This window comes from Burkholderia sp. Bp9015 (assembly GCF_003853505.1).
Taxonomy (GTDB): Bacteria; Pseudomonadota; Gammaproteobacteria; order Burkholderiales; family Burkholderiaceae; genus Burkholderia.
Window position 1 is genome coordinate 51,404 of the sequence record NZ_QTPZ01000016.1, and the last position, 26,313, is coordinate 77,716.

Here is a 26,313-nt window from a genome sequence, read left to right on the forward strand (position 1 = left end):
CTCTCCTCGAATGAAATCAATGACGGCCGGCCGCGAGATACGCGAGCCAGTGGCGCTCCGCCCGGCGAAATGCCGCGACGAGTGCGAACGATACCGCAAGATAGATCAGTGCGGCGATCCCGAACGACTGGAACGCCATGTAGGTCGCGGAATTGGCGTCACGCGCGACCTTCAGGATGTCGGGCACGGTCGCCGTGAACGCAACGGTGGTCGCGTGCAGCATCAGGATCACCTCGTTGCTGTACAGCGGCAGCGCACGGCGCAGCGCCGACGGCAGGATCACCCGGCGGTACATCGTGAACGGCGACATCCCGTACGCACGCGCCGCCTCGACCTCGCCGTGCGGAATCGCACGAATCGCACCCGCGAAGATCTCGGTCGTGTACGCGCAGGTGTTCAGCGCGAACGCGAGGATCGCGCAGTTGAAGCCGCTGCGGAAGAACGCGTCGAGCAGCGAGTGCGAGCGCACGAACTCGAGGCTGTACATGCCCGTGTACAGCAACAGCAGCTGCACGTAGAGCGGCGTGCCGCGGAACACGTACGTGTAGAACCGCACCGGCATCGACAGCCACTTCTTCTTCGACACGCGTGCGACCGCGAGCGGCACCGCGCACACGAAGCCGAGCGAAATCGACGCGACGAGCAGCCACAGCGTCACCGCAAGGCCGGAGAGGCGCTGGCCGTCCCAGTAAAGGAACGCCTGGCCGAATTCCTGGAGGATCTCGATCATAGTTCTGCGTGGCGCACGCCCGTGGAATAACGTTTCTCGAGCTGGATCAGCACGAGGTTGGAAACGGTCGTGATCGCGAGGTAGATCAGCGCCGCAACGAGGATGAAGAAGAACATGTTGAACGTGCTCTTGCCGGCGTCCTGCGCCGCCTTCACGACGTCCGCGAGACCGATGATCGACACCAGCGCGGTCGCCTTCACGAGCACCTGCCAGTTGTTGCCGATGCCAGGCAGCGCGAAGCGCATCATCTGCGGAAACATGATCCGCACGAACACGCGCAGCCCGCTCATCCCGTACGCCGAGCCGGCCTCGAGCTGGCCGCGCGGCACCGACAGGAACGCACCGCGGAACGTCTCGGTGAAGTACGCGCCGTAGATGAAGCCGAGCGTCAGCACGCCGGCGACGAACGGGTCGATGTCGATCTGGTCCCAGCCGACGAGGTCGGTGAACTGGTTCAGCCAGATCTGGATGCTGTAGAACAACAGCAGCATCAGGACGAGATCGGGCACCGAGCGGATCAGCGTCGTATAACCGGTCGCGACCGCTCGCAGCACCCGGTTGTGCGACAGCTTCGCCACCGCGCCGATCAGCCCCAGCGCCACCGCAGCGGCGAGCGACAGCACCGACAGCTCGATGGTCTGCACGGTGCCGGCCCAGAGGACAGGACCAAAGCCGTAAAGGAACACGCGCGTCTCCAGTGTTGATGTGAACACCGGCGCGCTCACTGTCCGGCGCCGGGCTGACGCGGATAGTCGCAAGCGAAATTGTTTGCCTCAAATCACCGTGCGCGCGATTGCTGCGTCGCAGCAATTCACCCTACCATTTGCAGGCACGGCCTATCGCGCTGTTTCAAAAGGAAAAAAGCCGCTTCCTGACAGTCGGATGACACGCAGGGAAGCGGACTTTTTGCAATTTTCCGGTCGCTTTTTCGATATAGCGCCGGACGCGGGTTCAGCGCCCTTTCAGGATGTCGGAGCGCGAAGTCGTATAGACAAGCCCGTCCGGGCCGAAATGGACGTTGAAGAACGCGTCGGTGTTGACGCCGTCCTCGAGCCAGCGCCAGCTCCATACGGTCTCGGGCTTCAGCGGATACTGCGCGACGTCGCCCGGCTTGCCGAGCAGGCGGCGCACCTCGTCCTCGGTCATCCCCGGGCGCACCTTCGCGAAGTTCTCGGCGGTCAGCACCTGCGTCGCGCCCGTGTAATACCCGCCCGGGTCGAGGTCGACGAACCAGGTCTGGTTGCCCATCGGGCCGCGCGGGTATTCGAGGCGCTTCGAGCCGTCGGTGAACGCGCGCTCGGTCTCGGGCTTGCCCATCGTGGCGCGCACGTCGGCTTCGGTCGAGACGCCGGCCTTCAGCCCCTTGAGCAGCAGCGGCGCCGGCTTGATCGCGTTGAAGAAGTCCCTGATACGTTGCACGTCGAGATTGCCTTGCTTGTCGTCGCAGCCGGTCAGCGCCAGCGCGGCGGCCAGCATCGTGACGGGAAGCAGCCGGAAACGGAAGATCATCGGAAGAAATGCGCGTCGAGAAAACACGCGGCAAGGATACCCGCGCAACGCCAAAAGCGCGAGACGGACCGCGCGGCCCGTCTCGTGATCAATGCGTCGTTTCGGTTTGCACCTGGGCCTCGCGGCCCGCTTGCGGGGTGCGCGGCCCGGCCGGCACCGCCTTGATCCGGTGGCGCGTGCGCACCAGCTCGGCCAGTTGCCACGACCCGAGCGCGAGACAGCCGAACAGCACCTCGCGGCCGCGCTTGACCAGCGCGAGCGACAGCGCCGTCTCGCGATCGACGCCGAACATCTGCGCGAGCAGCACGACGGTCGCCTCCTGCACGCCGAGACCGCCCGGCACCATGAACGCCGCATGCCGCACGGCCTGCGTCATCGCCTCGATCGCGATCGCGCCGCCGATCGAGACCGGATGACCGAGCAGCGCGAGCGCCCAGTAGATTTCGAGCGCGCCGAGCACGTAGCCGGACAGCTGCCAGAAGAACGCACTGAACAGCAGCGGCGTGCGCGACATCAGCGCGTCGATGTCGCCGTCGAGGCGGCGGCCGTCGACGCCCTGCAGCAACCGGTGCGAATCGCCGAGCAGACGCCCCGCGAACCGCTCGATCGCATGGAAGATCCCGCCGCGCCGCATCAGCACGACGCCGAGCACCGGCAGCGGCAGGGTCAGCAGCAGCGCGAGGCCGATCGTGCCGCCGCCCATGTCGTGCGTCGTCGCGAGCAGCAGCACGAGGCCGAGCGCCGCGAACGCATACTGGACGACGATCGTCACCAGCACCTCGACGATCACCGACGCGGTCACGCGGCTCGCGTCGGGCACCTGCCAGCGCGCCATCCGGATCCCGACCAGCTCGCCGCCGATCCCGACGACCGGCAGCAGCCGGTTCACCGCTTCACGCACGGTCGCGACCCACCACAGGAACGACAGCGACGCGCGCCGGTCGAGCAGCTGGTGCCACGCATACGCGTCGAGCAGCAGCGGCAGCGCATGGAACGGCACGAGCCACAGCAGCGCGAAGCCGGCGCGCTCGAGCATCCGCGTCACGTCGCCGATGCCTTCGTGCAGCCCGAGCGCGAGCAGGATCCCGATGCCGATCGGCCAGCCGAGCCATTTGATCCACTTGGTCATGACGGCTGCGCCCCCGCTTCGCGCGACGCGTGCGTGCCGCGCCGCGCCGCCGGCTGGCCGAACACGTCGGCAAAACCGCCGGTCGCGACGCCCGCGGCCTTCAGCGCGGCCGCGACGCGCGGCGACAGCAGCGCATCCAGTTCGTCGACCGGCCGGTAAGCGGCCATCGTCGGCGTGATCGGGCCGTCCCCGGCTTCCGCCGGATGACAGTAGATCTCGCCGACCCCGGGCGGCAGCGCCGCGAGCGCGTCGAGCAGCACGCGCTCGTCCATCGCGCCCGTATGCTCGATGCCGACCACGTAGTCGTTGTGCGCGAGCCCCGCACGGTCGAGCCGCGCGCGCACCAGCGCGATCCACGGCTTGAGCAGCGCGGGCGCGCGCGTTTCGTACGGCAGCCGCACCGCACGCAGCCCGTAGTCGCGGCCGATCTCGATGATCATCGACAGCACGGTCGGATGCAGGTGGAAATGCTTGTGCGCGTTCACGTGGTCGAGCGGCAGGCCGCTCGCCGCGAACGCGTCGAACTGCGCGCGGATCTCGCGGCGCAGCTGCGCACGCACGTGCGGCAGGAAGAAGAAGCGGCAGCCGTCCTTCGCCATCGCATCGCCGAAGCGCCCGTCGCGGCCGACGAGCGCGGGAATGTCATGCGCGGGCAGCGTGGCCGGCCCGTCCGCGAGGACGAGATGCAGGCCGACCGCGAGCGACGGCAGGCGCCGCGCGCGTTCGATCGCGTCCTGCGCCGCGGGCGCACCGACCATCAGGCTCGCGGCGTTCAGCACGCCGTCGCGATGCGCGCGCTCGACCGCCGCGTTGACGCGCGGATGCAGCCCGAAGTCGTCCGCGGTGAAGATCAGCGCCCGCGCCGCCCGCTGCGTCGCCACGAATCAGGCCTCGTGCGCGCGCAGGAAGCGGAAGAACTCGACGCCTTCGCGCAAGCGACGCTTCATCATGTCCCAGCTCGTCAGCATCTCGCGGACGATCTCCCAGATCTTCGACGGGCGGAAGTAGAACTGGCGATAGAACTGCTCGAGATGGTGATAGATCTCGTCGCGCGACAGGTGCGGATAGCCGATCGCCGCGAGCTGCACGCCTTCCTTGCTGACCAGGTTGATGGTCTTGTTCTCTTCCATCCAGCCGTTCTCGACGGCCTGCTTGTAAAGCGTCGTGCCCGGATACGGCGCGGCGAGCGACACCTGGATCGTGTGCGGATTGATTTCCTTCGCGTACTCGATCGTCTTCTTGATGGTGTCCTGCGTCTCGCCCGGCAGGCCGAGGATGAAGGTGCCGTGGATCTTGATCCCGAGCTTCTTGCAGTCCGCGCTGAAGCGGCGCGCGAAATCGGTGCGCACGCCCTTCTTGATGTTCACGAGGATCTGGTCGTCGCCGGATTCGAAGCCGACCAGCAGCAGGCGCAGGCCGTTTTCCTTCATGATCTTCAGCGACTTGTACGGCACGTTCGCCTTCGCGTTGCACGACCACGTCATGCCGAGCTTGCCCAGGCCGATGGCGATCGCTTCGGCGCGCGGCAGGTCGTCGGTGAAGGTGTCGTCGTCGAACATCAGCTCCTTCACTTCCGGCATGTTGTCGCGGATCCACTTCGCTTCCGCGAGCACGTTCTCGACCGAGCGCGTGCGGTAGCGGTGGCCGCTGACCGTCTGCGGCCACAGGCAGAACGTGCAGCGCGACTTGCAGCCGCGGCCCGTGTAGATCGACACGTACGGGTAGTTCAGGTAGCCGATGAAGTAGTTGTCGATCTTCAGGTCGCGCTTGTAGACGGGCGCGACGAACGGCAGTTCGTCCATGTTCTCGAGGATCGGACGCGCTTCGTTGTGCTCGATCGAGCCGTCCTTCGCGCGCCAGCTCAAGCCCTTGATCTCGGGGAACGGCTTGCCTTCGGCGATTTCCTTGCAGGTGTAGTCGAATTCCTCGCGGCACACGAAGTCGATCGCGTCGCTCGCCGTGAGCGAGTTGTGCGGATCGACCATCACCTTCGCGCCCACCATGCCGACCAGCATCGACGGCTTCATCTTCTTCAGATCCTGCGCGAACATCGCGTCGGTCGGGAACGACGGCGTGCTCGTGTGGATGATCACGAGATCGTAGTCGTTGGCGATCTTCAGCGTTTCCTCGACCGACAGGCCGTCGGCCGGCGCGTCGACGACGCGGCTGCCCGGCACGAGCGCGGCCGGCTGCGCGAGCCACGTCGGGTACCAGAAGGAACGGATTTCGCGCTTCGCCTGATAGCGCGAGCCGGCTCCGCCGTCGAAGCCGTCATACGAAGGGGCCTGCAAGAACAGCGTTTTCATGAATGCTCCGGTAGCCTGCATAGTTCGATTCGTTTCAACGATTCAGTCAATCAACCGCGGGCCGCCCTGCCGGCGCCCGCCTCTCTGTCATGTCGCGTCGCGCGACGTGGCCGCGCAACGCGTCTCGGCCTTCGGGCCGGATTCGATCGGGACCGGGCGCATCGCCGGTTCCCTTCGGGGAACGTACGTCAGCGGCCGTCCCCGCCCTCCACGATCACCGTCGCGCGTTCGCCGCCGACGACCGTCATCCGCGCGCCGCGCCACACGACGTGCGTGCCGAACACGGCCGCGAGCCATTCGAGCGCGAGCAGCGTGTCGCGCACCGCGACGAGCGGCAGGTCGCGCCAGAACGCGCGCCAGCCGTCCTCGCCGCGCGCGTGCAGCACCAGCCGCCCGAACGCGCCCACCACGGCCGCGCCACCCGCCAGCGTGCCGGCGATGGTGCCGTCGAGACGCAGCGCGAGCGCCGCGCCGATCGCGAGCCACGGCGCGGTAAACGTGATGAACAGGAACGCGAAGCCGGCCGGGTTCAGCGAACGGATCGTGCGCAGCCAGCGCGTCTCGCGGTGCCAGAGCGGCCCGAACGACGGCTCGATCACGTCGGTCGCGACCTCGACCTCGGACAGCACGGTGCGCCGCCCGAGGCGGCGCGGCAGCTCGGCCAGCCAGAAGTCGTCGGCCAGCTCGTCCTTCAACGCGAGAAAACCGCCGATCCGCTCGAGCGTGTCGCGCGTGAGCGCGAGCGTCGCGCCGAAACCGAAGCGGCTCGAGCGGCCGAGGTGCGTGATCCGTACCGACGGCGCGAACCACGCATCGACGAACTGCGCGCCGATCCGCGTCCAGAACCCGCCGACGCTGCGCGCATGATACAGGCACGTGACGACCCCGACCGACGCGTCGGCGAGCGGCGCCGTCACGCGCTCCAGATAGTCCGGCTTCACCGCGATGTCGCTGTCCGCGATCACGATGCGGCCGTACTTCGCGCGTTCGGCGAGATTGATCAGGTTGCTGACCTTCAGGTTCTTGCCGTGCACGCGCGCGTCGATCACGAGCGTGATGTCGCATTCCGGATAATCGGCGCGCAGCCGCTCGACCACGGCGACCGCCGGATCGGAGGCCGACGCGACCCCGAACAGCACTTCATGGCGCGGGTGGCGCTGTTCGCAGAACGTCGCGAGGTTCTCGTACAGGTGCGGCTCGGCGCCGCACAGCGGCTTGAGCACGCTGACGGGCTCGAAACCGTCGCGTGCGGCGGTGCGCGGCGTGCGCGGGCGCGGCGCGAACGCCGCGACGAACGCATAGCCGGCCGCAGCCAGCGTGAACACGGTCAGGAGCCAGTCGAGCAGCGTGACGGTCGGCGTCATGCGCGACGCCCTCCGGCGACGCGGGCGCCCTGCCGACCGATCGAACCGGGTTGAACGTGATTGGGTATTCCGACAGCAACGAACGCGGGCACGACCCGACTCCTTGTTCCAGCAGCGTCTGTGTAATGGGGAGGCACGGCCCATTTCCCCGAAAGCGGCCATGCCCGGCATCGCGTGGCACATCCTCGCGCGATGCCCGGACGGGATGCGGGAAGATTCTAATGGCTACCGTCGGCACAACATGGACAGGCGCCGGATTTTAGCAGCCCGCGCCACCCCGCGCTTGGCACCACGCGAAACGGACTACTGCGATTTCGGCAAAGCTGTGCGGCCGGGGAACCATTCCGGTGCCACCTCGTTCACGTTAGCGTAAGCACTTTGCAGGCGGATTGCAGTCTTGAAAATCAAACGTTTCGTGGAAATTTGTATGTCGATGCGAAGACATGCCCAATCGCCGTAAAGATCGGTAATTATTCGGTGATTAGATTGATTTTTGCAACAGTTGCCCGCGCCACCTTGCGCCCCTGAAAGGCGCATGGGTATCCGCGCGTCGCCAGCGCGTTCCGGAACCCTTTGGCAAAATCATCGCCAACTGTTGCGCATCCGCATCACCGCGCCCCTCCCTTCCGAAGGCCACCCGATGATTCCGTTTTCCGTACTCGATCTCGCCCCCATTCCCGCCGGCGCAGACGCCGCGCAGGCGTTCCGCAACACCGTCGATCTCGCGCAGCACGCGGAGCGCCTCGGTTATCGCCGCTACTGGCTCGCCGAACATCACAACATGCCCGGCATCGCGAGCGCGGCGACGGCCGTCGTGATCGGCCACGTGGCGGGAGCGACGAAGACGATCCGCGTCGGCTCGGGCGGGATCATGCTGCCGAACCATGCGCCGCTCGTGATCGCCGAGCAGTTCGGCACGCTCGCGTCGCTGTATCCGGGGCGCATCGACCTCGGGCTCGGTCGCGCGCCCGGCACCGACCAGACCACGTCGCGCGCGCTGCGCCGCGACCTGATCGGCAGCGCCGACTCGTTTCCGGACGACGTCGCCGAGCTGCAGCGCTACTTCGCGGAACCGGTGCCCGGCCAGCGCGTGCGCGCGGTGCCCGGCGCGGGGCTGGACGTGCCCGTGTGGCTGCTCGGTTCGAGCCTCTTCAGCGCGCAACTCGCCGCGATGCTCGGGCTGCCGTTCGCGTTCGCGTCGCACTTCGCGCCGGACTACCTGATGCGCGCGCTCGAAGTCTATCGCGCGCAGTACCGGCCGTCGGCCGCGTGGCCGAAGCCGCATGCGATGGTCGGCGTCAACGTGTTCGCGGCCGATACCGACGACGAGGCGCGGCGCCTCTTCACGTCGCTGCAGCAGCAGTTCATCAACCTGCGCCGCGGCACGCCCGGCAAGCTGCCGCCGCCCGTCGACGCGCTCGAGGCGAGCGAGTTCGAACTCGCGAACGTCGCGCATGCGCTGTCGTTCGCGGCCGTCGGCTCGCGCGACACGGTGCGCGACAAGCTGCGCGACCGGATCGCGCAAACCGGCGCTAACGAGGTGATCATCACCGCGCAGATCTACGATCACGCCGCGCGCGTGCGCTCGTTCGAGCTGGCCGCGCAGATCCGCGACGAACTCGCGAACGAAACCCGCTGACCCGGCGGGCGGCCCACCCAGGCGGGTGCGCCCGCCTGCGCGTCACTGCGGGTGCACCGCCCCCATCCCGTCGAGCAGCGCCTTGTGGAACGCGTCCGGATCCTGGATCTGCGGCGCGTGCCCGAGCGCCGGGAATTCGACGAGCTGCGCGCCGGGAATCGCCGCCTGCGTGCGTTTCGCGAGTTCCGGGTAACGGCCGAGCTTCGCGTGCACGTCCGGCGGCGCCACGTCCTTGCCGATCGCGGTCGTGTCCTTGTCGCCGATCAGCAGCAGCGTCGGCACGCGTATCGCGCCGAGTTCGTAGACCACCGGCTGCGTGAGGATCATGTCGTAGATCAGCGCCGAGTTCCACGCGACCGCGTCGCGGCCCGGGCCGCGATACATGCCGGCGAGCATCTGCACCCAGCGCTCGTAGGACGGCGCCCACTTGCCCGCGTAGTAGGTCGCCTGCTCGTAACGGCGGATGCCGTCCGCCGTCGTCTTCTGCTCGCGTGCGTACCAGTAGTCGACCGACAGCGGCGGCACGCCGAGCGCCTTCCAGTCCTCGAGGCCGATCGGGTTCACCAGCACGAGCTGCTCGGTCGCCTTCGGGTACATCAGCGCGTAACGCATCGCGAGCATCCCGCCCGTCGAATGGCCGACGATCGTCGCCGATTTCACGCCGACCGACTCGAGCAGCGCATGCGTGTTGCGCGCGAGCTGCTGGAAGCTGTACTGGTAGCGCTCGGGCTTCGACGACTTGCAGAAGCCGATCTGGTCCGGCGCGATCACGCGATAGCCGGCGCGGCTCAGCACGCCGATCGTGTCTTCCCAGGTCGCCGCGCAAAAGTTCTTCCCGTGCAGCAGCACGACGGTGCGGCCGTTCGGGTGCGCCGGCTGCACGTCCATGTACATCATCTCGAGGGTGTCGCGCTGCGACACGAACGCGTAGCGATGCACCGGCTCCGGATAGGCGAAGCCTTCCAGGCGAGGGCCGTACGCGGGCCCGTCGTTGCCGGCCGGTGCCGGGACGGCGACCGCGACCGACGTCGCGCATGCGGCGGCGACGCCCGCGCCGAGCACGGCCGCGCGCGCGAGGGAGAACATCTTGCAATTCGAAGGCATGGCGCTCACGGTAATGGGAAATGCACGCGGTCAGCCGGGCGGCTTCACGCCCCGCGATTCTACGCGGTCGGGCTGACGACGGCGCGCAACACTCGTCGGCCGAGCGACTTCCGCGCACGCGACGAACTCGGGTATCGTGTGACGAGACCCTGAAACGCCTGCAGGCGAACGCTCATGAAAAACGTCCTCAGCATTCAGTCGCACGTCATCTACGGACACGCCGGCAACAGCGCGGCCGTGTTCCCGATGCAGCGCCTCGGCGTCAACGTCTGGCCGCTCAACACCGTCCAGCTGTCGAATCACATGCAGTACGGCCACTGGGCCGGTAGCGCGATCGACGCCGCGAAGATGGAGCAGCTGGTCGACGGCGTCGCCGCGATCGGCGCGCTCAAGCGCTGCGACGCGGTACTGTCCGGCTTCCTCGGCTCGCCGGCGCAGGCGCGCGCGACGGTCGAGATCGTGCGCTCGGTGAAGGCGATGAACCCGAACGCGTGGTACTTCTGCGATCCGGCGATGGGCCAGACGGGCGGCATCCGCCCCGAACCCGGCGTCGAGGAATTCATCGTCGCGGAGATGCCGGCGCTCGCGGACGGCATGTCGCCGAACCACACCGAGCTCCAGAAGCTCGCCGGGCGGCGCATCGAGACCGTCGCCGAAGCCGTCGACGCGTGCCGCGCGCTGATCCGCCGCGGGCCGAAAATCATCCTCGTCAAGCACCTGCACGACCGCAGCAGCCCGGCCGACCGCTTCAACATGCTCGCCGTCACCGAGACCGAAGCGTGGATCGGCCAGCGCCCGCTGTATGCGTTTCCGCGCCATCCGGTCGGTGTCGGCGACCTCACCAGCGCCATTTTCGTCGCGCGCCGGTTGCGCGGCGACTCGGTGCGCGCCGCGTTCGAGCACACGCTCGCGGCGGTGCACGCGGTCGTGAAGGCAACCTACGACGCACGCCGCTACGAGCTCGAACTCGTCGCCGCGCAGGACGAAATCGCGCGCCCGAGCGAATGGTTCGGCGCGTGGGTGACGGACGCCTGACGCCGCTGCATCCGCATCGCCGGCGCGCGTCAAGCGCCATCTGCTGCCTGCTGTCCTGCTGTCCTGCTGTCCTGCTGTCCGCTGTCCCGCTGTCCCGCTTTCCCGCTTTCCCGCTTTCCCGCTTTCCCGCTTTCCCGCTTTCCCGCTTTCCCGCTTTCCCGCTATCCGCGTCCCCGCTGCCCGTTGCACCGCGACCGTCGGCCGTTGTCCGTTCAACGCCGCGCCTGCAAACGTTTCCGGACTTCACATGAATGACACCGATTTCTCGCTATGCTCGCGGCGGCACGACCCGGCGCAGCCGCATCCTGCGCCACGGGGCGCGTCCATTTTCCGCATGTCCCGCCAACCGGCTCCCCCCTTTAACGCACGATAACGACCATGACCCGATCGAACCGTCGTGACTTCCTGCGCGTCGCCGCCGGCACCGCCGGCGCAGCCGCACTGAACCTGTTCCCGCCCGTGATCCGCGATGCGCTCGCCATCCCCGCGAACCGCCGTACCGGCACGATCCGCGATATCGAACACATCGTGATCCTGATGCAGGAGAACCGTTCGTTCGACCATTACTTCGGCACGATGCGTGGTGTCCGCGGATTCGGCGACCCGCGCCCGCTGCGCCTCGCGAGCGGCAAGTCGGTGTTCCATCAGCCGGTCGGCCCGGCCGAGCTGCTGCCGTTCCACCCGGGCGCCGACAAGCTCGGCCTGCAGTTCCTGCAGGACTTGCCGCACGGCTGGCAGGACATGCACGCCGCATGGAACAAGGGCCGCTACGACCAGTGGGTGCCGAACAAGGGCACCACGACGATGGCGTACCTGAAGCGCGACGACATCCCGTTCCACTACCAGCTCGCCGACGCGTTCACGATCTGCGACGCGTACCACTGCGCGATCCCGAGCTCGACCGACCCGAACCGCTACTACATGTGGACCGGCTACGTCGGCAATGACGGCACGGGCGGCGGCCCGGTGCTCGGCAACGAGGAAAAGGGCTACGGCTGGACGACCTATCCGGAAGTGCTCGAGCAGGCCGGCGTGTCGTGGAAGATCTACCAGGACGTCGGCACGGGGCTCGACGCGAACGGCTCGTGGGGCTGGACGCAGAACCCGTACATCGGCAACTACGGCGACAACGCGCTGCTCTACTTCAACCAGTACCGCAGCGCGCTGCCCGGCACGCCGCTGTACGACAAGGCGCGCACCGGCACCAACATCAGCGCCGGCGGCACGCTGTTCGACGTGCTGCAGCAGGATGTGAAGAACGGCACGCTGCCGCAGGTGTCGTGGATCTGCGCGCCGGAAGCGTACTCGGAGCACCCGAACTGGCCGGCGAACTACGGCGCGTGGTACATCGAGCAGGTGCTGAAGGTGCTCGTATCGAATCCGGACGTGTGGAGCAAGACCGCGCTCTTCATCACCTACGACGAGAACGACGGCTTCTTCGACCACGTGCCGCCGCCGTTCGCACCGCAGTCGCGCGAGAACGGGCTGTCGACGGTCGCGACGACCAACGAGGCATTCGCCGGCGACGCGTCGCACATGGCCGGCCCGTACGGGCTCGGGCCGCGCGTGCCGATGCTGGTGGTGTCGCCGTGGACCAAGGGCGGCTGGGTCTGCTCGCAGACCTTCGATCACACGTCGCTGCTGCAATTCATCGAAGCACGCTTCGGCGCGCAGTACGCGGTCACCGCGGCGAACGTGTCGCCGTGGCGCCGCACGGTGTGCGGCAACCTGACGTCCGCGTTCGACTTCGCGACGCCCGACGCAAGCTGGCCGCAGCTCCCGGACACGAGCGGCTACGCGCCGCCCGACCGCAACCGTCACCCCGACTACATCCCGGTGCCGCCGGTCGTCCAGCATCTGCCGAAGCAGGAGGCAGGCCTGCGTCCGGCGCGCGCGCTGCCGTACGAACTGTTCGTGCACGGCCGGATCGACAATGCGAGCGGCCAGTTCCGGCTGACCTTCGCGAACACCGGCACCGCGGGCGCGGCGTTCCAGGTCCAGGCGCGCAATCGTGTCGACGGCCCGTGGACCTACACGGTCGACGCCGGCAAGCGGCTCTCCGACCTGTGGAGCCCGGCGCCGTCGCTCGGCCTGTACGACCTCGACGTGTACGGCCCGAACGGCTTCTACTGCCACTTCCGCAGTCCCGCGGCGATGGCGGTCGGCCCCGCGAGCATCAACCCCGAGGTGATCTACGGCTACGACGTCGCGAACGGCAACATCACGCTGCGCCTGATGAACCGCGGCCACCAGGCCGTGCGGCTCAGGGTGACGAGCGCCTACGGCCACGGCCATGCGCGCGAGTTCGACCTCAAGCCGGGTATGCACGTCGACGACTACTGGGATCTGCGCGGCAGCCACGGCTGGTACGACCTGACCGTCAGCGACGGCCGCCCGCTCGGCTTCCTGCGCCGTTTCGCGGGCCACGTGGAGACCGGCCGCCCGAGCACGAGCGACCCGGCGATCCGCACGAACGCGTCGCATGACGACGCCGAAGCCGCGTCGGACGCCCTGTCCGACTGACGACGGCGAACGCGGCGCGGCCCCCTCTGGGGGTTGCGCCGCCCGCCCGCACCCGCCTCCCGTTCATTCGTGACGGGAAACTCCCGATACCAGCCGCCCGCGCTCGCGCGGAAGCTGTGCGCAAATCCGCATCGAATGCGCGGCAAATTGCCAAGACCCGCGCATATCGGCGACCTATATATCGAGACGATCGGGGCTCCTCGCAGAGCCTGACGGGAGGTCCTTTCCGGGAAGCATCAGCAAGCCGACCTCCACGTCCGATTCCGAGAAGCGGTCGAACCGCCCGCCCGTCGCACGCGCCCGGCCCGCCGGCTGCGTGCGGTACCCACCCGCTGGTGTTAGAACAAGAGGAACGAACATGACATTCCGTCATTCCCTGTTGTCGGTATCGGTCGTATCCGCGGTAGCCCTTCTCTCGCAACACGCCGCCCAGGCCGCCGACGCGTCCGACGTGAAGGTCGGCTTTGCCGCGCCGCTCACCGGCGTGAACGCCGGCTACGGCAAGGATCTCCAGAACGGCGTGCAGCTCGCGCTCGACGACGCCGCCGCGCAGAAGGTGCAGATCGCCGGCAAGCCCGTGCATTTCGACCTGGTCGTGCAGGACGACCAGGCCGACCCGCGCATCGGCGTGCAGGCCGCGCAGGCGCTCGTCGACCAGAACGTGTCGGTGGTGGTCGGCCACTTCAACTCGGGCACGACGATTCCGGCGTCGGTGGTCTACGACAAGGCCGGCATTCCGGTGATCGACCCGGCCGCGACCAACCCGACGCTCACGTCGCGCGGGCTCGCGAACATGTTCATGGTGATCGCGACCGACGGCCAGAACGCCGGCAACGCGGGCAAGTACGCGGTCGACGTGACCAAGGCGAAGCGCATCGCGATCATCGACGACCGCACCGCGTTCGGCCAGGGTGAGGCCGACGAGTTCGAGAAGGCCGTGAAGGCGGCCGGCGGCAACATCATCGGCCGCGAGTTCACCAGCAACCAGGCGGTCGACTTCCGCGCGCAGATCACGAGCCTGAAGGGCAAGAACCCCGACCTGATCTTCTTCGGCGGTCTCGACTCGCTCGCCGCGAACTTCATCAAGCAGATGCGCCAGCTCGGGCTGAACGCGCAGTTCGTCGGCGGCGGCGGTGTGAAGGACAACGAGTTCATCAAGATCGCCGGCCCGGCCGCGGAAGGCGCGATGGCGTGGGAATACGGGCGGCCGCTCGACGAGCTGCCGCAGGGCAAGGATTTCGAGCAGCGCTTCAAGAAGCGCTTCGGCGTCGACGTGCTGTCGTACGCGCAGTTCGGCTACGACGCGGCGTGGGCGGCGATCAAGGCGATGCAGGCGGCCAACTCGACCGACCCGAAGGTCTATCGCCCGGCGCTGAAGAAGGTCGACTTCGAAGGCGTCACCGGCCGCATCTCGTTCGCGAACGACGGCTCGCTGAAGAGCGGGATGTCGACGCTGTACCAGGTGAAGAGCGGCGCGTGGAAGACCATCGTGACGAAGGGGGGCTGATCGGGCAGGACCGGCGGTCCGGGTAGCCGGGCCGCCCCGGGGCGCGGGCGGCGGCGGGAACGCTGCCCCGCCGCCCCTCGCACGATGCAGGTGACCGGACGATCTGCCGCCGGCACTAAAACGATCGGCGCAATCGCACCGATCTCATACGATGACTGATGTTATGGCGATATTCGTCATGACCTGCGCCACCGCGCAGGCCGTGTCAGCGGCCACGCGTCAGCTGGCCTGCGTGTCGCGTTCCGCCTCGGCCGCTTCGTGCGCACGGCGCAGCCGCTCGCGGCTGTTGGTCAGGTGCGTGCGCATCGCGGCGCGCGCGGCTTCCGGGTCGTGACGCGCGATCGCCTCGTAAATGTCTTCATGCTCGTGATTGAGCCGGCCGACATAGCGCTCGAGGTCGTCGCCGGCGAAGCGCGCCGAATTCACGCGCGTGCGCGGAATGATCGACGCGCCGAGCTGCGTCATGATGTCGACGAAATAGCGGTTGCCGGTGGACTGCGCGATCTGCAGGTGGAACTGGAAATCGAGTGGTGCCGTGTCACGGCCGCCGCCCGCCCCCGACGCAATCGCGTCGAGCGCGCGCCGCAACGCGGCGAGGTCGGTATCGTTCGCGCGCTGCGCGGCGAGGCTCGCGCATTCGCTTTCGAGGCTGATGCGCAGCTCGAGCACCGCCAGCACGTCGCGCAGCGTCGTGATGGTCGCGGGATCGATGCCGAGCGTCTGCCGGCGCGCCGGCTCGAGCACGAAGCTGCCGATGCCGTGGCGCGTCTCGACGAGGCCGCTCGCCTGCATCCGCGAGATCGCTTCGCGCACGACCGTGCGGCTGACGCCCTGCGCCGCCATGACTTCGGTTTCGGTCGGCAGCTTGTCGCCGGGACGCAGCGTGCCGTTTTCGATCTGCGCGGTCAGCGCGTCGACGACATCTTGTGCGAGGCTGCGTGCGCGACGGCGCGGCGCTGCGGGAAGCGTGGGCACGGACATGAGGCCGGTTCCTTTTTGAATGATCGTAATGTGAGCCGAGGGTTTACGCGGGGTTTGAGCGAACGCCGATGATTCATTATACTGCGTCACAAGTCATCCGACGACTGATGATCGCGACACGGATCTCCTGTCGACCGAGGCTGGCGCTCCAGCACTGCCCGGTCCCGTGGTTCGCGATCGGCCGGCATTCGCGCTTCTGCGCGGCTGCCGGCGCCCGGTTTCGGGACCGATCGAAGCGCGCTTGCGCGCGTGCTCCGGCCTGTCGCGACACCGGCATCGAGCGGGTCGCCCCCATCCTTTCGGGTTGCTGTCGACATGCGGGGCTTGCGCACCGCGCACGTCGGTTGTCGAATGATCGCACCTCCCGCCGCGCGCAGCAAAGATTTTGCCGCACGGCATTGCCCACTCTTTTGCCACCGCCGCCATGAACGCCGTCACTGCCTCGCCTTCCCATGACACGCCGCGCATCGTCGACCTGCAAGCCATTCCGGTCGCCGGCCACGACAGCATGCTGCTCAACCTGAGCGGCGCGCACGGCCCGTTCTTCACCCGCAACCTCGTGATCCTGAAGGACAGCGCGGGCCGGACCGGCGTCGGCGAGGTGCCGGGCGGCGAAAGCATCCGCCGCACGCTGGAGGACGCGCGCGCGCTCGTCGTCGGTCAGCCGGTCGGCAACTACCATGCGGTGCTCAACGACGTGCGGTGCACCTTCGCCGACCGCGATGCGAGCGGCCGCGGCCTGCAGACCTTCGACCTGCGCACCACGATCCACGCGGTCACCGCGCTCGAAGCCGCGCTGCTCGACCTGCTCGGCCAGCATCTCGGCGTGCCCGTGGCTGCCCTCCTCGGCGAAGGGCAGCAGCGCGAGCGCGTCGAGATGCTCGGCTATCTGTTCTACATCGGCGATCGCACGCAAACTGCGCTGCCCTATCGCGACGGCCGCTGCGCGACGGACGACTGGACCCGCGTGCGCGACGAAGCCGCGCTGACGCCCGAGGCGGTCGTGCGCCTCGCCGAAGCCGCGCATGCGCGCTACGGGTTCAACGACTTCAAGCTGAAGGGCGGCGTGTTCGAAGGCGCGCGCGAGGTCGACGCCGTGACGGCGCTTGCCGAGCGCTTCCCCGAAGCGCGCGTGACGCTCGATCCGAACGGCGCATGGTCGCTCGACGAGGCCGTGCGGCTGTGCCGCGACCTGCATCACGTGCTCGCGTATGCGGAAGATCCGTGCGGCGCGGAGAACGGTTATTCGGGCCGCGAGGTGATGGCCGAATTCCGCCGCTCGACCGGGCTGCCGACGGCCACCAACATGATCGCGACCGACTGGCGCCAGATGGGCCACGCGGTGCAGTTGCAGGCGGTCGACATCCCGCTCGCCGATCCGCACTTCTGGACGATGCAGGGCTCGGTGCGCGTCGCGCAGATGTGCCGCGACTGGGGCCTCACGTGGGGCTCGCATTCGAACAACCACTTCGACGTATCGCTCGCGATGTTCACGCACGTCGCGGCCGCCGCGCCCGGCCATGTCACCGCGATCGACACGCACTGGATCTGGCAGGACGGCGAACGGCTGACGCGCGAGCCGCTGAAGATCGAGAACGGGCTCGTGGAAGTGCCGAAGCGTCCGGGCCTCGGCATCGACATCGACATGGAGGCGGTCGCGGTCGCGCACGAACTGTACAAGCAGCACGGGCTCGGCGCGCGCGACGACGCGGCCGCGATGCAGTATCTGATTCCGGGGTGGACGTTCAACAACAAGCGCCCCTGCCTCGTGCGCTGAGCGCGGGACGAAACGGGCGGCGGGTCCGCCCGGTCGGCATGCGCGGCCGGCCGGGCCTAGTCGGCCAGACCTAGCCGGCCGCCCCAATCCCCCGCGCCATCCCCGACGCGGCGAGCACGATCACCATCACGAGCACGGCCTGCCAGTGGCCGATCCGCACATAGGTCCGTGCGCGGCCCAGATCGGGCATCTGCTGCTGCCGCGCGGCGATGCGCCAGCGGATCAGCCCGAGCATCGGCACGATCTCGAGCAGGAGGATCAGCACGAGCGCGGTCATCTTGAGGTGAAAGAGCGGCTCATGAAGGTAGTACGCCGAGCCCTTCTCGAAGCCGCCGAATGCGCGCGTGAGCCCGGTCGCGATCAGTACCAGCGCGGACAATCCCCAAGCCGCGTCGGCCTTGAACACGCCGGGCAGGTCGGCGGCCTGCGCCGACGCGATGACCCGGCGCAGCGCACGGTTGCGTCCCGCGATCGCGGCGAACGCGACGCCGAATGCCATCAGGTGAACGGCTGCCAGCAACCAGCGGACGATCATTGCGCCTCCTTGTCGCCCGCGCGCCGCGCAGGCCTTGTCAGACGATCTGTTTGAGCGCCGCGTCGAGCGCGAGCACCGCGACGCGGTCGCCCTCGGTCGCGAGCGGCGCGCGCATCACGATCTGCCGGTTATGGCCGACGGCCGCCGGCGAATCCCACAGCAGCTCCACCTTCGGCCGCCGGAACAGGCTGCCGCGACGCGGCGGCACGGCGGCCGGCTGCGCACCCTGCTCGCCCGCGGCGGGCGCGACCCGGCCGGGCCAGCGCACCGACAGTTCGCGCGCGTCGTACTGACCGACCTTGCGGCTCTCCATCCAGACGATCGCGGTACGCGTGAGCGTGTCGAGCGAGATCGCGTAGCGGCCGACCGCGAAGCGGCGCGCGGCCACGTTGGTGCGCCACAGCGGCCGCGGGCGGCACATCCAGACGATCGCCGCATACAGCGCCGGCGCGGCGACGAGCCAGCCGTTGGTCGCCGTCACCGCGTGCAGCGCGCGGCGCCAGCCGGCCGCCCACGCGAATGCGCCGATCGACCACACGGCGAACAGGAAACCGATCAGCGCGAAGACCCGCAGCGCCTGGCGCAGCCACTGCGGCAGCGGATGGAACGGCCGCTCGGCGCGCGCGACGGCGCCCGGCAGCGCGAGCAGCAGGAAGATCAGGACGAGATAGACGAACGCCCAGGGCGACGACACCATCGCCGACAGCGACGCGCGATAGCCCATCTGGGACATCGAGAACAGCCAGCGCGCGAGCAGCACGAGACCGATCGCGCGCAACGCGAAGATCACGCCGGCGCCGGGGGCCGGTGCTGCGCGCGTGGTTTTCGTTCTCGCCAAGACTGCTCTCCTCTCGATGTTCGTGCGGGGCCGGATTTCACGGCACGGCCATTATAGGGACATTACCGTCTGGACAGACGGCCGGATGGCGTGCCGGACCGCTTCCGCGGCCGTTCGTGGCGCCGGGCGCGGCGAGAATACAACAGATCCGCGCCGCAGATGTGACAACGCCCCGCCGGAGACCCGGACGGGGCGTCGATGACGGGGCCTCAGCCGCGGTGCGGCCGGCGGCCCGGCATCAGCCTGCGTTGACTTCGCGCAGGACGGTGCGGCGCTTCTGGCGCAGCAGTTCCTCGTAGCCCTTCACATAGTTCTGCGCCATCACCTTCGACGAGAAACGGGCTTCGAACGCGGCGCGCACCTTCTCGCGCGGCAGCGTATCGAGGCGCTTGAGCGCCGCGACGGCCGACAGTTCGTCTTCGACGACGAAGCCCGACACGCCGTTCTCGATCACTTCCGGCACCGAGCCGCGCTTGAACGCGATCACCGGCGTGCCGCACGCCATCGCCTCGATCATCACCAGGCCGAAGGGCTCCGGCCAGTCGATCGGGAACAGCAGCGCGTGCGCATTGCCCAGGAATTCGGTCTTTTCCGACTCGCTGATTTCGCCGATGTACTCGACGTGCGGCAGCGCGAACAGCGGCTTGATCTTCTCTTCGTAGTACGCGCGGTCAGCCTTGTCGAGCTTCGCGGCGATCTTGATCGGCAGGCCGGCCTGCTCGGCGATGCGGATCGCGGTGTCGACGCGCTTTTCCGGCGAGATGCGGCCGAGGAACGCGAGGTAGCTCGGCTTCACGTTCGGGATCGGCGTCAGCAGGTTTTCCGGCAGGCCGTGGTACACGGTCGACAGCCAGTTCGCCTGCGGCAGCGGGATACGCTGGTTATCGGAGATCGACACGACCGGCACGTCGCTGAACGCATTGAAGATCGGCTGCAGTTCCGGCAGGTCGAGACGGCCGTGCATCGTCGTCAGATGCGGGACCGGCTGGCGCGAGAACAGCGAGAACGGGTAGTAGTCGATGTGGCAGTGCAGGACGTCGAACTCTTCCGCGCGGCGGCGCACCTGCTCGAGGAGCAGCATATGCGGAGCCATCACGTCGCGGATCGTCGGGTCGAGGCGCAGTGCCTGCGGCCAGCACGCTTCGAGCTTCGCCGACGTTTGCGAATCGCCGCTCGCGAAGAGCGTGACGTCATGCCCCATCTCGACAAGTGCTTCGGTGAGGTAGGACACCACTCGCTCGGTACCACCGTACAGTTTCGGGGGCACCGCTTCGTGCAACGGAGCGATTTGGGCGATTCGCATGCGTAACTCCTAAAAAATCGGCTAAAAACCAGGTATGGGTCGGCAACCTGCCGGCGGTCCGGGCTGGATGCATTTCATCCGAAAAATCGGACGAATCAGCCTGCCGGGGGCGTCGAACCCGCGCTGCTCAAGGAGCGTCGGCGACGCGACAGGCATAGAACGTTTGAAACGAAGACCCGTTGACAGGGGTTCGTAAAAACCTGGAATCGAACCCGGAGCCGATTATCTAGGGTTAATCCCGATACGGCGCACAACATTTCAAACTCTTTGCTTTGTTACAAAGGCGCAACACTTTGCAACCCGCGGACTTGGGTGTCCGTTCTAGAGTGGAAGGCTCTTTTTGGCGTTCCGAGTCATCCGCCACGGCCGGCATCGTGATTCCGGTGCACGCGGCAGGACGGATGCCGGATTTTATCTCAAAATTGATCGCGCGCCCCTGACCAAGGCAAGATTCGCGCTGCGCAATGCACGGCCTTGTTTACAATGCCGGATTATTCAGTCCGGGCGGCCGTGGGCTGCGATCCTGACGATCCGCTCAACCACCGAATCACCGCACGCATATTTTGGAATCTCTCACCCCTGCCCAGCGCAACGCCCACAACGCGAAGCTGTCGAGCTACGCGCATCGGCCGATCGCGTTCCTGTTCCGCTACATCCGCCTGCATCCGGTCGCGCACCTGGTCGTGCTCTGCAGCGTGCTGGCCGCCGTCGGCTGCGCGCTCGGCTCGCAATACGCGATCAAGCACCTGATCGACGTGCTCGCGACCGGGCGCCATCATCCGGGCCCGCTGTGGAGCGCGTTCGCGCTGCTCGTCGGCCTGATCGCGGCCGACAACCTGCTGTGGCGCGTCGGCGGCTGGGCCGCCGCGCACACGTTCGTCGCGGTCACCGGCGACCTGCGGCGCGACCTGTTCCAGTACCTGATCGGCCATTCGCCGACCTACTACTCGGAAAAGCAGCCGGGCACGCTCGCGAGCCGCATCACCGCCACGTCGAACGCCGTCTATACGTCGGAGAACACGATGGCGTGGAACGTGCTGCCGCCGTGCATCGCGGTGATGGGCGCGATCCTGATGATCATCGTCGTGAACCCGCTGATGGCCGCCGGCCTGCTCGGCTGTTCGGCCGTGCTCTCCGTCGTGCTGTTCAAGCTCGCCGGGCGCGGCTCCGCGCGCCATCACGCGTTCGCGTCGAAGGCCGCCGCGGTCGACGGCGAGCTCGTCGACGTGATCGGCAACATGGGCCTCGTGCGCGCATTCGGGATGACGCTGCGCGAACAGAAGCGCTTCGGCGCGACGGTGAAGGCCGAGATGGACGCGCGCCAGCAAAGCCTGTTCTACCTCGAGAAGCTGCGCCTGCTGCACGCGGTGATCACCGCGATGCTGTCCGCCGGCCTGCTCGGCTGGGCGCTGTGGCTGTGGGACCAGGGCCGCGCGACCTCGGGCGACATCGTGCTCGTCAGCTCGCTCGGCTTCACGATCCTGCACGGCACCCGCGACCTCGCCGTCGCGCTCGTCGACGTCACGCAGCACGTTGCACGCCTGTCCGAAGCCGTGAAGACGCTGCTCGAGCCGCACGGGATGCCGGACCGCTCCGACGCGCAGCCGCTGTCGGCCAAGGGCGGCCGCGTCGATTTCGAACGCGTGACGTTCGCGTATCCGCATCGCCGCGCAATCCTCGACCACTTCGATCTCCATATCGAACCGGGCCAGCGCGTCGGCCTGATCGGCAAGTCGGGCGCCGGCAAGTCGACCGTGCTCGCGCTGCTGCAGCGCTTCTACGACACGCAGGACGGCGCCGTGATGGTCGACGGCCAGGACGTGAAGGCGATCACGCAGGACAGCCTGCGCCATGCGATCGCGCTCGTGCCGCAGGACATCTCGCTGCTGCACCGGACCATCTACGACAACATCGCGTACGGCCGCCCCGAGGCGACCCGCGAGGAAGTGCTCGCCGCCGCGCGCGACGCCCGCTGCTCGGAGTTCATCGAGGCGATGCCGGAAGGCTATGACACGATCGTCGGCGACCGCGGCGTGAAACTGTCGGGCGGCCAGCGCCAGCGCATCGCGATCGCGCGCGCGATCCTGAAGGACGCGCCGATCCTGCTGCTCGACGAAGCGACGTCCGCACTCGACAGCGCATCCGAGGAAGCGATCCAGAGTGCGCTCGACCGCCTGATGGTCGGCCGCACGGTGATCGCGATCGCGCACCGGCTGTCGACGCTGCGCAACTTCGACCGGATCATCGTGATGAGCAACGGCAAGGTGATCGACGACGGCAGCCCCGACGTGCTGCGCAATCGTCCGGGCCTGTACCGCGACCTGCTCGCAAAGCAGCACGGCCGCCATCACGCCCCCGACGGCACCGCGCCGACCGGCGAACGCGTGGCCTGACGCCGCCCAGGCAGCATCCCGTCCTGGCAGCCGATAAAAAAACCGCCGTGCGCGAAGCACGGCGGTTTTTTCATGGCGCAGCGCGACCGTCGCCGCGCTGCACGCGGATTACGCGCGCTGCAGGTCGCGCAGGAAGTTGTCGCGCCACACCGACACGTTGTTTTCGCGCAGCTGCGCGATCATGTCCGCATAACGCGCGCGCCGCTCCGCGAGCGGCATCGTCAGCGCCTGCGACAGCGCATCGGCCATCCCGTCGATGTCGATCGGATTGACGATCAACGCGCCCGTCAGCTCGCGCGCGGCGCCCGCGAAGCGCGACAACACCAGCACGCCCGGATCGTCCGGATTCTGCGCGGACACGTACTCCTTCGCGACCAGGTTCATCCCGTCGCGCAGCGGCGTCACGAAGCCCACGCGGGCGAGGCGATACAGTGCGGCCAGCACCTGCCGATCGTACTGGCGGTGAATGTAGAGGATCGGCGCCCAGTCGAGCTCCGCATAGCGGCCGTTGATGCGCCCCGACTCCGCTTCGAGCTGCAGGCGGATGTCCTGGTACGCGCGCAGATCGGCGCGCGTCGACGGTGCGATCTGCAGGAACGACACGCGGTTGCGGATCGAGGTCTGGTGCTCCAGCAGCTTCTCGAACGCGCGGAACCGCTCGACGAGCCCCTTCGAATAATCGAGCCGGTCGACGCTCATGATCAGTTGGCGCCCGCGCAGCGACGTGGCCATGCGCGCGGCCTTGCCGTGCTCGCCCGCCTGCGCGAGCGACGCGATCTCGTCCGGATACACGCCGATCGGATAGGCGGCCGCGCGCAGCGTGTTGCCGAACGCGCTCACGCGCACCGTGTGCCCTTCGCGCGCCACTTCGCCGCCGGCCTCGAACTCGATGTAGTCGCAGAACGCGCGCAGGTCCGGCTCGGTCTGGAAGCCGAGCAGATCGAACGCGCACAGCGACTCGACGAGCTCGCGATGCGGCGGCACGTTGACGAGCACCTGCGCGGCCGGAAACGGAATGTGCAGGAAAAAGCCGATGCGGTTCTTCACGCCGGCCGCACGCAGCGCACGCGCGAACGGGATCAAGTGATAGTCGTGCACCCAGATCACGTCGTCGTCCCGCAGCAGCGGCACGAGCTGCTGCGCGAGCCAGACGTTCACTCGGCCGTAGCCGTCGAACTCGTGGCGGTCGTACTGGATCAGGTCCGCGCGGTAATGGAACGCGGGCCACAGCGTCGCGTTCGAGAAACCGCGGTAATACTGGTCGTAATCGCGGCGCGACAGCCCGACGGTCGCGAACGTCACGGGGCCGCGCTCCTCGATGCGGATCTGCGGCGCACCGGACGCGACCACCTCGCCGCTCCAGCCGAACCACATGCCGCCCGTCTCCTTCAGCGCATCGTAGACGCCGATCGCGAGACCGCCCGCCGCCGGCTCGCCTTCCGAAATCGGGGCGACGCGGTTCGAAACGATGATGAGTCGACTCATGCGCCCTGCAGCTCCGCGCCAAGCCAGCGGGCGATCTGCGCGTGCAGCGCGTCGACCGAGTCGAGCCGCGTGCGGGCCGACGTCTCGCCCGCGCCGACCTTGATCGACAGGCCGCCGCGCGCGTTGACCACCGCGAATCCCTTCTCGTCGGTCAGGTCGTCGCCCGCGAACAGCGGCACGCGGCCTGCGAACGGCGGCTCGTCGAGGAACGCGGCCAGCGCGCGCCCCTTGTCGACACCCTTCGGCTTGATCTCGAACACCATCTTGCCGGGCTGCAGCACGTACGCATCCGCATATTCGGCGACGAGGCGCTCGGCCGCCGCGCGCGCGGCCGGCTCACGCTCGGGCGCGTTGCGGTAGTGCAGCGCGACGGCCGCCCCCTTGATTTCGAGCAGCATGCCCGGATGACGGTCGACGACGGCCGCGAGCTCGCGCTCGATGCGCAGCAGCCGTTCGTCGTTGAAGCCGATGCGCTGCGTGTCGCCGTTCGCGTCGCGCCGCTCGGCGCCGTGCAGGCCGGCGATCGGCAGGTCCGGCATGTTCAGGAACGTGTCGAGGTTGTCGATGCCGCGACCCGACACGATGGCGACTGCACCGTGCGAACGGCGCCGCAGTTCATCGAGCAGCGTCAGCAGCGACGCCGGCACGTGAATGCTGTCGGGCGTCGGCGCCAGCTCGACGAGCGTGCCGTCGAAGTCGAAAAAGAACGCGGTATCGGTCAGGGACAGGGAAGCCGGAACGGATTGCATCGATTCGATGGTCTGAGAGCGGCCTGCCAACGCGGGGGCCGCCGCTGCGAGAATGGAATTGTGCGCATCTTACCGCGCCTGCGTACCGAGATGGGCGAAACCGGTGCGGGGCTTGCCTCGCGCCGCCGTCCGCGTCAACTGCGACATATTGCCCCGCTCGCCCGTGCCGTACGGGTTTCGAAAGGACGCGGGCGCGGGAATTGCGCTACAGTCGGCAACCGCCGGCCGCGCGACGCATGGCGCCGCGCCGGCCGACGACCGTTCCGTCCGATCGAGCCCCAGGATGTCGTCTGCCCGTCCCGCGCCGCACTGGCGCTTCCTCAGCCTGACCCGCCTCGTCCGCGCGGCCGCGGCGCTGACCGCCGCCGTCGCGCTCGCGGCCTGCACGCACGACGAGCCGGGCTGGCGCCTGACCAACGTCACGGGCCACCTGCCCGACCTGTCGTTCACGCTCACCGGCGGCGACGGCCGCACGGTCGACGCGAACGCGTTTCGCGGCCGCATCGCGCTCGTCTACTTCGGCTACACGCACTGTCCCGACGTCTGCCCCGAAACGATGGCGCGGCTGATGGAAGTGCTCGCGAAGCTCGGCCCGCAGGCGAACGGCGTGCGCATCCTGTTCGTCTCGGTCGATCCCGCGCGCGACACGCCGCAGGCGATGCAGTCGTACGTCGCCGCGTTCGATGCCGCGCACGCGCGCGGCCTGACCGGCACCGACGGCCAGATCGAATCGCTCGCGAAACGCTATCGGGTGGCGTACCAGATGGAAAAACGCGACCCGTCCGGCGGCTACGAAGTCACGCACAGCTCGGCCGTGTACATCTTCGACGCGAACGGCCGCGCGCGCCTGCTCGCGACCGACCGCGATTCGCCCGACGCGATCGCCGCCGATGTACGCCGGATCATCGACACTGCCTCCACCTCCTCCTGAATTCCGAACTCCGACATCTCCGACATGAAGACGACCCTCAAGACGCTCGCCCTCCTCGCCGCGCTGTGCACCGCTGCGCAAGCCTGTGCCGCGGGCGCGATCACCGCGCAGAATGCATGGGTGCGCTGGCTGCCGAACCGGCTGCCCGCGGGCGGCTACGTGACGCTCGTCAACACGGGCGACAAGCCGGTCGATCTGGTCGACGTCGACAGCCCCGACTACGGGATGGCGATGCTGCACCAGACCGTGTCGAACGGCTCGACGCAGAAGATGGAAATGGTCGACAAGCTGACGATCCCCGCGCGCGGCAAGGTCGACATCGCGCCGGGCAGCTATCACTTCATGCTCGAGGAACCGAAGCACGCGATCAAGCCCGGCGACACCGTGCGCCTGCGCCTGAAGTTCTCCGACGGCGAAACGGTCGACACGCCGTTCGCCGTGAAGTCGCCGGCCCAGGCGAAGTGATGCGCGCGCG

At 68.1% G+C, this 26,313-nt stretch carries 22 protein-coding genes; 8 read left to right on the plus strand and 14 right to left on the minus strand.

Annotated features, from left to right (window positions below; all coding sequences use genetic code 11):
• Nucleotides 1-16: 16 nt before the first annotated feature.
• From DIE12_RS18535 to hpnI, 7 genes are all read right to left on the minus strand, one after another.
• On the minus strand, nucleotides 17-730 hold the full coding sequence (locus DIE12_RS18535) for an ABC transporter permease (protein ID WP_044849122.1): 714 nt from the start codon (nucleotides 728-730) through the stop codon (nucleotides 17-19).
• Entirely contained in the window at nucleotides 727-1,416 is a 690-nt protein-coding gene (locus DIE12_RS18540; RefSeq protein ID WP_044849121.1) for an ABC transporter permease, read from the minus strand. The genes DIE12_RS18535 and DIE12_RS18540 overlap by 4 nt, the downstream gene beginning before the upstream one ends.
• 265 nt (nucleotides 1,417-1,681) lie before the next feature.
• The gene (locus DIE12_RS18545) at nucleotides 1,682-2,239 is read right to left on the minus strand and encodes a lipoprotein (protein ID WP_044849120.1); all 558 of its coding nucleotides are present in this window, start codon (nucleotides 2,237-2,239) and stop codon (nucleotides 1,682-1,684) included.
• Nucleotides 2,240-2,327: 88 nt separating this feature from the next.
• Nucleotides 2,328-3,368: an HpnL family protein gene (locus tag DIE12_RS18550; protein ID WP_124521341.1), complete on the minus strand. Its 1,041-nt coding sequence runs from the start codon at nucleotides 3,366-3,368 to the stop codon at nucleotides 2,328-2,330.
• Nucleotides 3,365-4,249 (minus strand): hopanoid biosynthesis-associated protein HpnK, encoded by an 885-nt coding sequence (hpnK, locus tag DIE12_RS18555; RefSeq protein WP_124487405.1) that lies wholly within the window; start codon nucleotides 4,247-4,249, stop codon nucleotides 3,365-3,367. The genes DIE12_RS18550 and hpnK overlap by 4 nt, the downstream gene beginning before the upstream one ends.
• A gap of 3 nt (nucleotides 4,250-4,252) precedes the next feature.
• Nucleotides 4,253-5,695: a hopanoid biosynthesis associated radical SAM protein HpnJ gene (gene hpnJ / locus DIE12_RS18560; RefSeq protein WP_308234889.1), complete on the minus strand. Its 1,443-nt coding sequence runs from the start codon at nucleotides 5,693-5,695 to the stop codon at nucleotides 4,253-4,255.
• 167 nt (nucleotides 5,696-5,862) lie between these two features.
• Entirely contained in the window at nucleotides 5,863-7,038 is a 1,176-nt protein-coding gene (hpnI, locus tag DIE12_RS18565; RefSeq protein ID WP_124521343.1) for a bacteriohopanetetrol glucosamine biosynthesis glycosyltransferase HpnI, read from the minus strand.
• A 640-nt stretch (nucleotides 7,039-7,678) separates the two neighbouring features.
• On the opposite strand from hpnI, the gene DIE12_RS18570 reads away from it, so the two are divergent.
• Nucleotides 7,679-8,677, plus strand: coding sequence for an LLM class flavin-dependent oxidoreductase (locus tag DIE12_RS18570; RefSeq protein WP_124487406.1), 999 nt, complete (start codon nucleotides 7,679-7,681; stop codon nucleotides 8,675-8,677).
• 42 nt (nucleotides 8,678-8,719) lie between these two features.
• Here DIE12_RS18570 and DIE12_RS18575 read toward each other — a convergent pair whose 3' ends face one another.
• The gene (locus DIE12_RS18575; protein ID WP_124487407.1) at nucleotides 8,720-9,781 is read right to left on the minus strand and encodes an alpha/beta fold hydrolase; all 1,062 of its coding nucleotides are present in this window, start codon (nucleotides 9,779-9,781) and stop codon (nucleotides 8,720-8,722) included.
• A 174-nt stretch (nucleotides 9,782-9,955) separates the two neighbouring features.
• Between DIE12_RS18575 and pdxY the strand changes: the two genes are divergently transcribed.
• The 3 genes from pdxY (at nucleotide 9,956) to DIE12_RS18595 (ending at nucleotide 14,846) form a co-directional block, all read left to right on the plus strand.
• Nucleotides 9,956-10,816, plus strand: coding sequence for a pyridoxal kinase PdxY (gene pdxY / locus DIE12_RS18580; RefSeq protein WP_124487408.1), 861 nt, complete (start codon nucleotides 9,956-9,958; stop codon nucleotides 10,814-10,816).
• Between the two features lie 378 nt (nucleotides 10,817-11,194).
• Nucleotides 11,195-13,339: a phosphocholine-specific phospholipase C gene (locus DIE12_RS18585; RefSeq protein WP_124521345.1), complete on the plus strand. Its 2,145-nt coding sequence runs from the start codon at nucleotides 11,195-11,197 to the stop codon at nucleotides 13,337-13,339.
• 358 nt (nucleotides 13,340-13,697) lie between these two features.
• Nucleotides 13,698-14,846: a branched-chain amino acid ABC transporter substrate-binding protein gene (locus DIE12_RS18595; RefSeq protein ID WP_044844737.1), complete on the plus strand. Its 1,149-nt coding sequence runs from the start codon at nucleotides 13,698-13,700 to the stop codon at nucleotides 14,844-14,846.
• A gap of 219 nt (nucleotides 14,847-15,065) precedes the next feature.
• Here DIE12_RS18595 and DIE12_RS18600 read toward each other — a convergent pair whose 3' ends face one another.
• A complete protein-coding gene (locus tag DIE12_RS18600; protein WP_124487410.1) occupies nucleotides 15,066-15,827 on the minus strand; it encodes a FadR/GntR family transcriptional regulator in 762 nt (253 codons plus the stop codon).
• 424 nt (nucleotides 15,828-16,251) lie between these two features.
• Here DIE12_RS18600 and gudD point away from each other — a divergent pair, with 424 nt between their 5' ends.
• Entirely contained in the window at nucleotides 16,252-17,604 is a 1,353-nt protein-coding gene (gudD, locus tag DIE12_RS18610) for a glucarate dehydratase (RefSeq protein ID WP_124521347.1), read from the plus strand.
• 70 nt (nucleotides 17,605-17,674) lie between these two features.
• Here gudD and DIE12_RS18615 read toward each other — a convergent pair whose 3' ends face one another.
• From DIE12_RS18615 to DIE12_RS18630, 3 genes are all read right to left on the minus strand, one after another.
• Nucleotides 17,675-18,139 carry a DUF2214 family protein gene (locus DIE12_RS18615; RefSeq protein ID WP_124521349.1) on the minus strand — a complete coding sequence of 155 codons (465 nt, stop codon included), beginning with the start codon at nucleotides 18,137-18,139 and terminating at the stop codon, nucleotides 17,675-17,677.
• A 37-nt stretch (nucleotides 18,140-18,176) separates the two neighbouring features.
• A complete protein-coding gene (locus DIE12_RS18620) occupies nucleotides 18,177-18,977 on the minus strand; it encodes a hypothetical protein (RefSeq protein ID WP_124487414.1) in 801 nt (266 codons plus the stop codon).
• Nucleotides 18,978-19,215: 238 nt separating this feature from the next.
• The gene (locus tag DIE12_RS18630) at nucleotides 19,216-20,280 is read right to left on the minus strand and encodes a glycosyltransferase family 4 protein (RefSeq protein ID WP_044844742.1); all 1,065 of its coding nucleotides are present in this window, start codon (nucleotides 20,278-20,280) and stop codon (nucleotides 19,216-19,218) included.
• Nucleotides 20,281-20,843: 563 nt separating this feature from the next.
• Here DIE12_RS18630 and DIE12_RS18635 point away from each other — a divergent pair.
• Nucleotides 20,844-22,673, plus strand: coding sequence for an ABC transporter ATP-binding protein (locus DIE12_RS18635; protein WP_044844743.1), 1,830 nt, complete (start codon nucleotides 20,844-20,846; stop codon nucleotides 22,671-22,673).
• Between the two features lie 108 nt (nucleotides 22,674-22,781).
• Here the strand turns inward: DIE12_RS18635 and otsA are convergent, their stop codons facing one another.
• Entirely contained in the window at nucleotides 22,782-24,158 is a 1,377-nt protein-coding gene (gene otsA / locus DIE12_RS18640; RefSeq protein WP_124521351.1) for an alpha,alpha-trehalose-phosphate synthase (UDP-forming), read from the minus strand.
• A complete protein-coding gene (gene otsB, locus DIE12_RS18645; RefSeq protein WP_124487418.1) occupies nucleotides 24,155-24,907 on the minus strand; it encodes a trehalose-phosphatase in 753 nt (250 codons plus the stop codon). Before otsB ends, otsA begins: the two co-directional genes overlap by 4 nt.
• Nucleotides 24,908-25,190: 283 nt before the next feature.
• Between otsB and DIE12_RS18650 the strand changes: the two genes are divergently transcribed.
• Together DIE12_RS18650 and DIE12_RS18655 are read left to right on the plus strand one after the other, a co-directional pair.
• The gene (locus DIE12_RS18650; RefSeq protein ID WP_124521353.1) at nucleotides 25,191-25,838 is read left to right on the plus strand and encodes an SCO family protein; all 648 of its coding nucleotides are present in this window, start codon (nucleotides 25,191-25,193) and stop codon (nucleotides 25,836-25,838) included.
• 24 nt (nucleotides 25,839-25,862) lie between these two features.
• Complete coding sequence (locus DIE12_RS18655; RefSeq protein WP_124521355.1) at nucleotides 25,863-26,303, plus strand: copper chaperone PCu(A)C; 441 nt, start codon at nucleotides 25,863-25,865, stop codon at nucleotides 26,301-26,303.
• The last annotated feature ends 10 nt before the right edge of the window (nucleotides 26,304-26,313 follow it).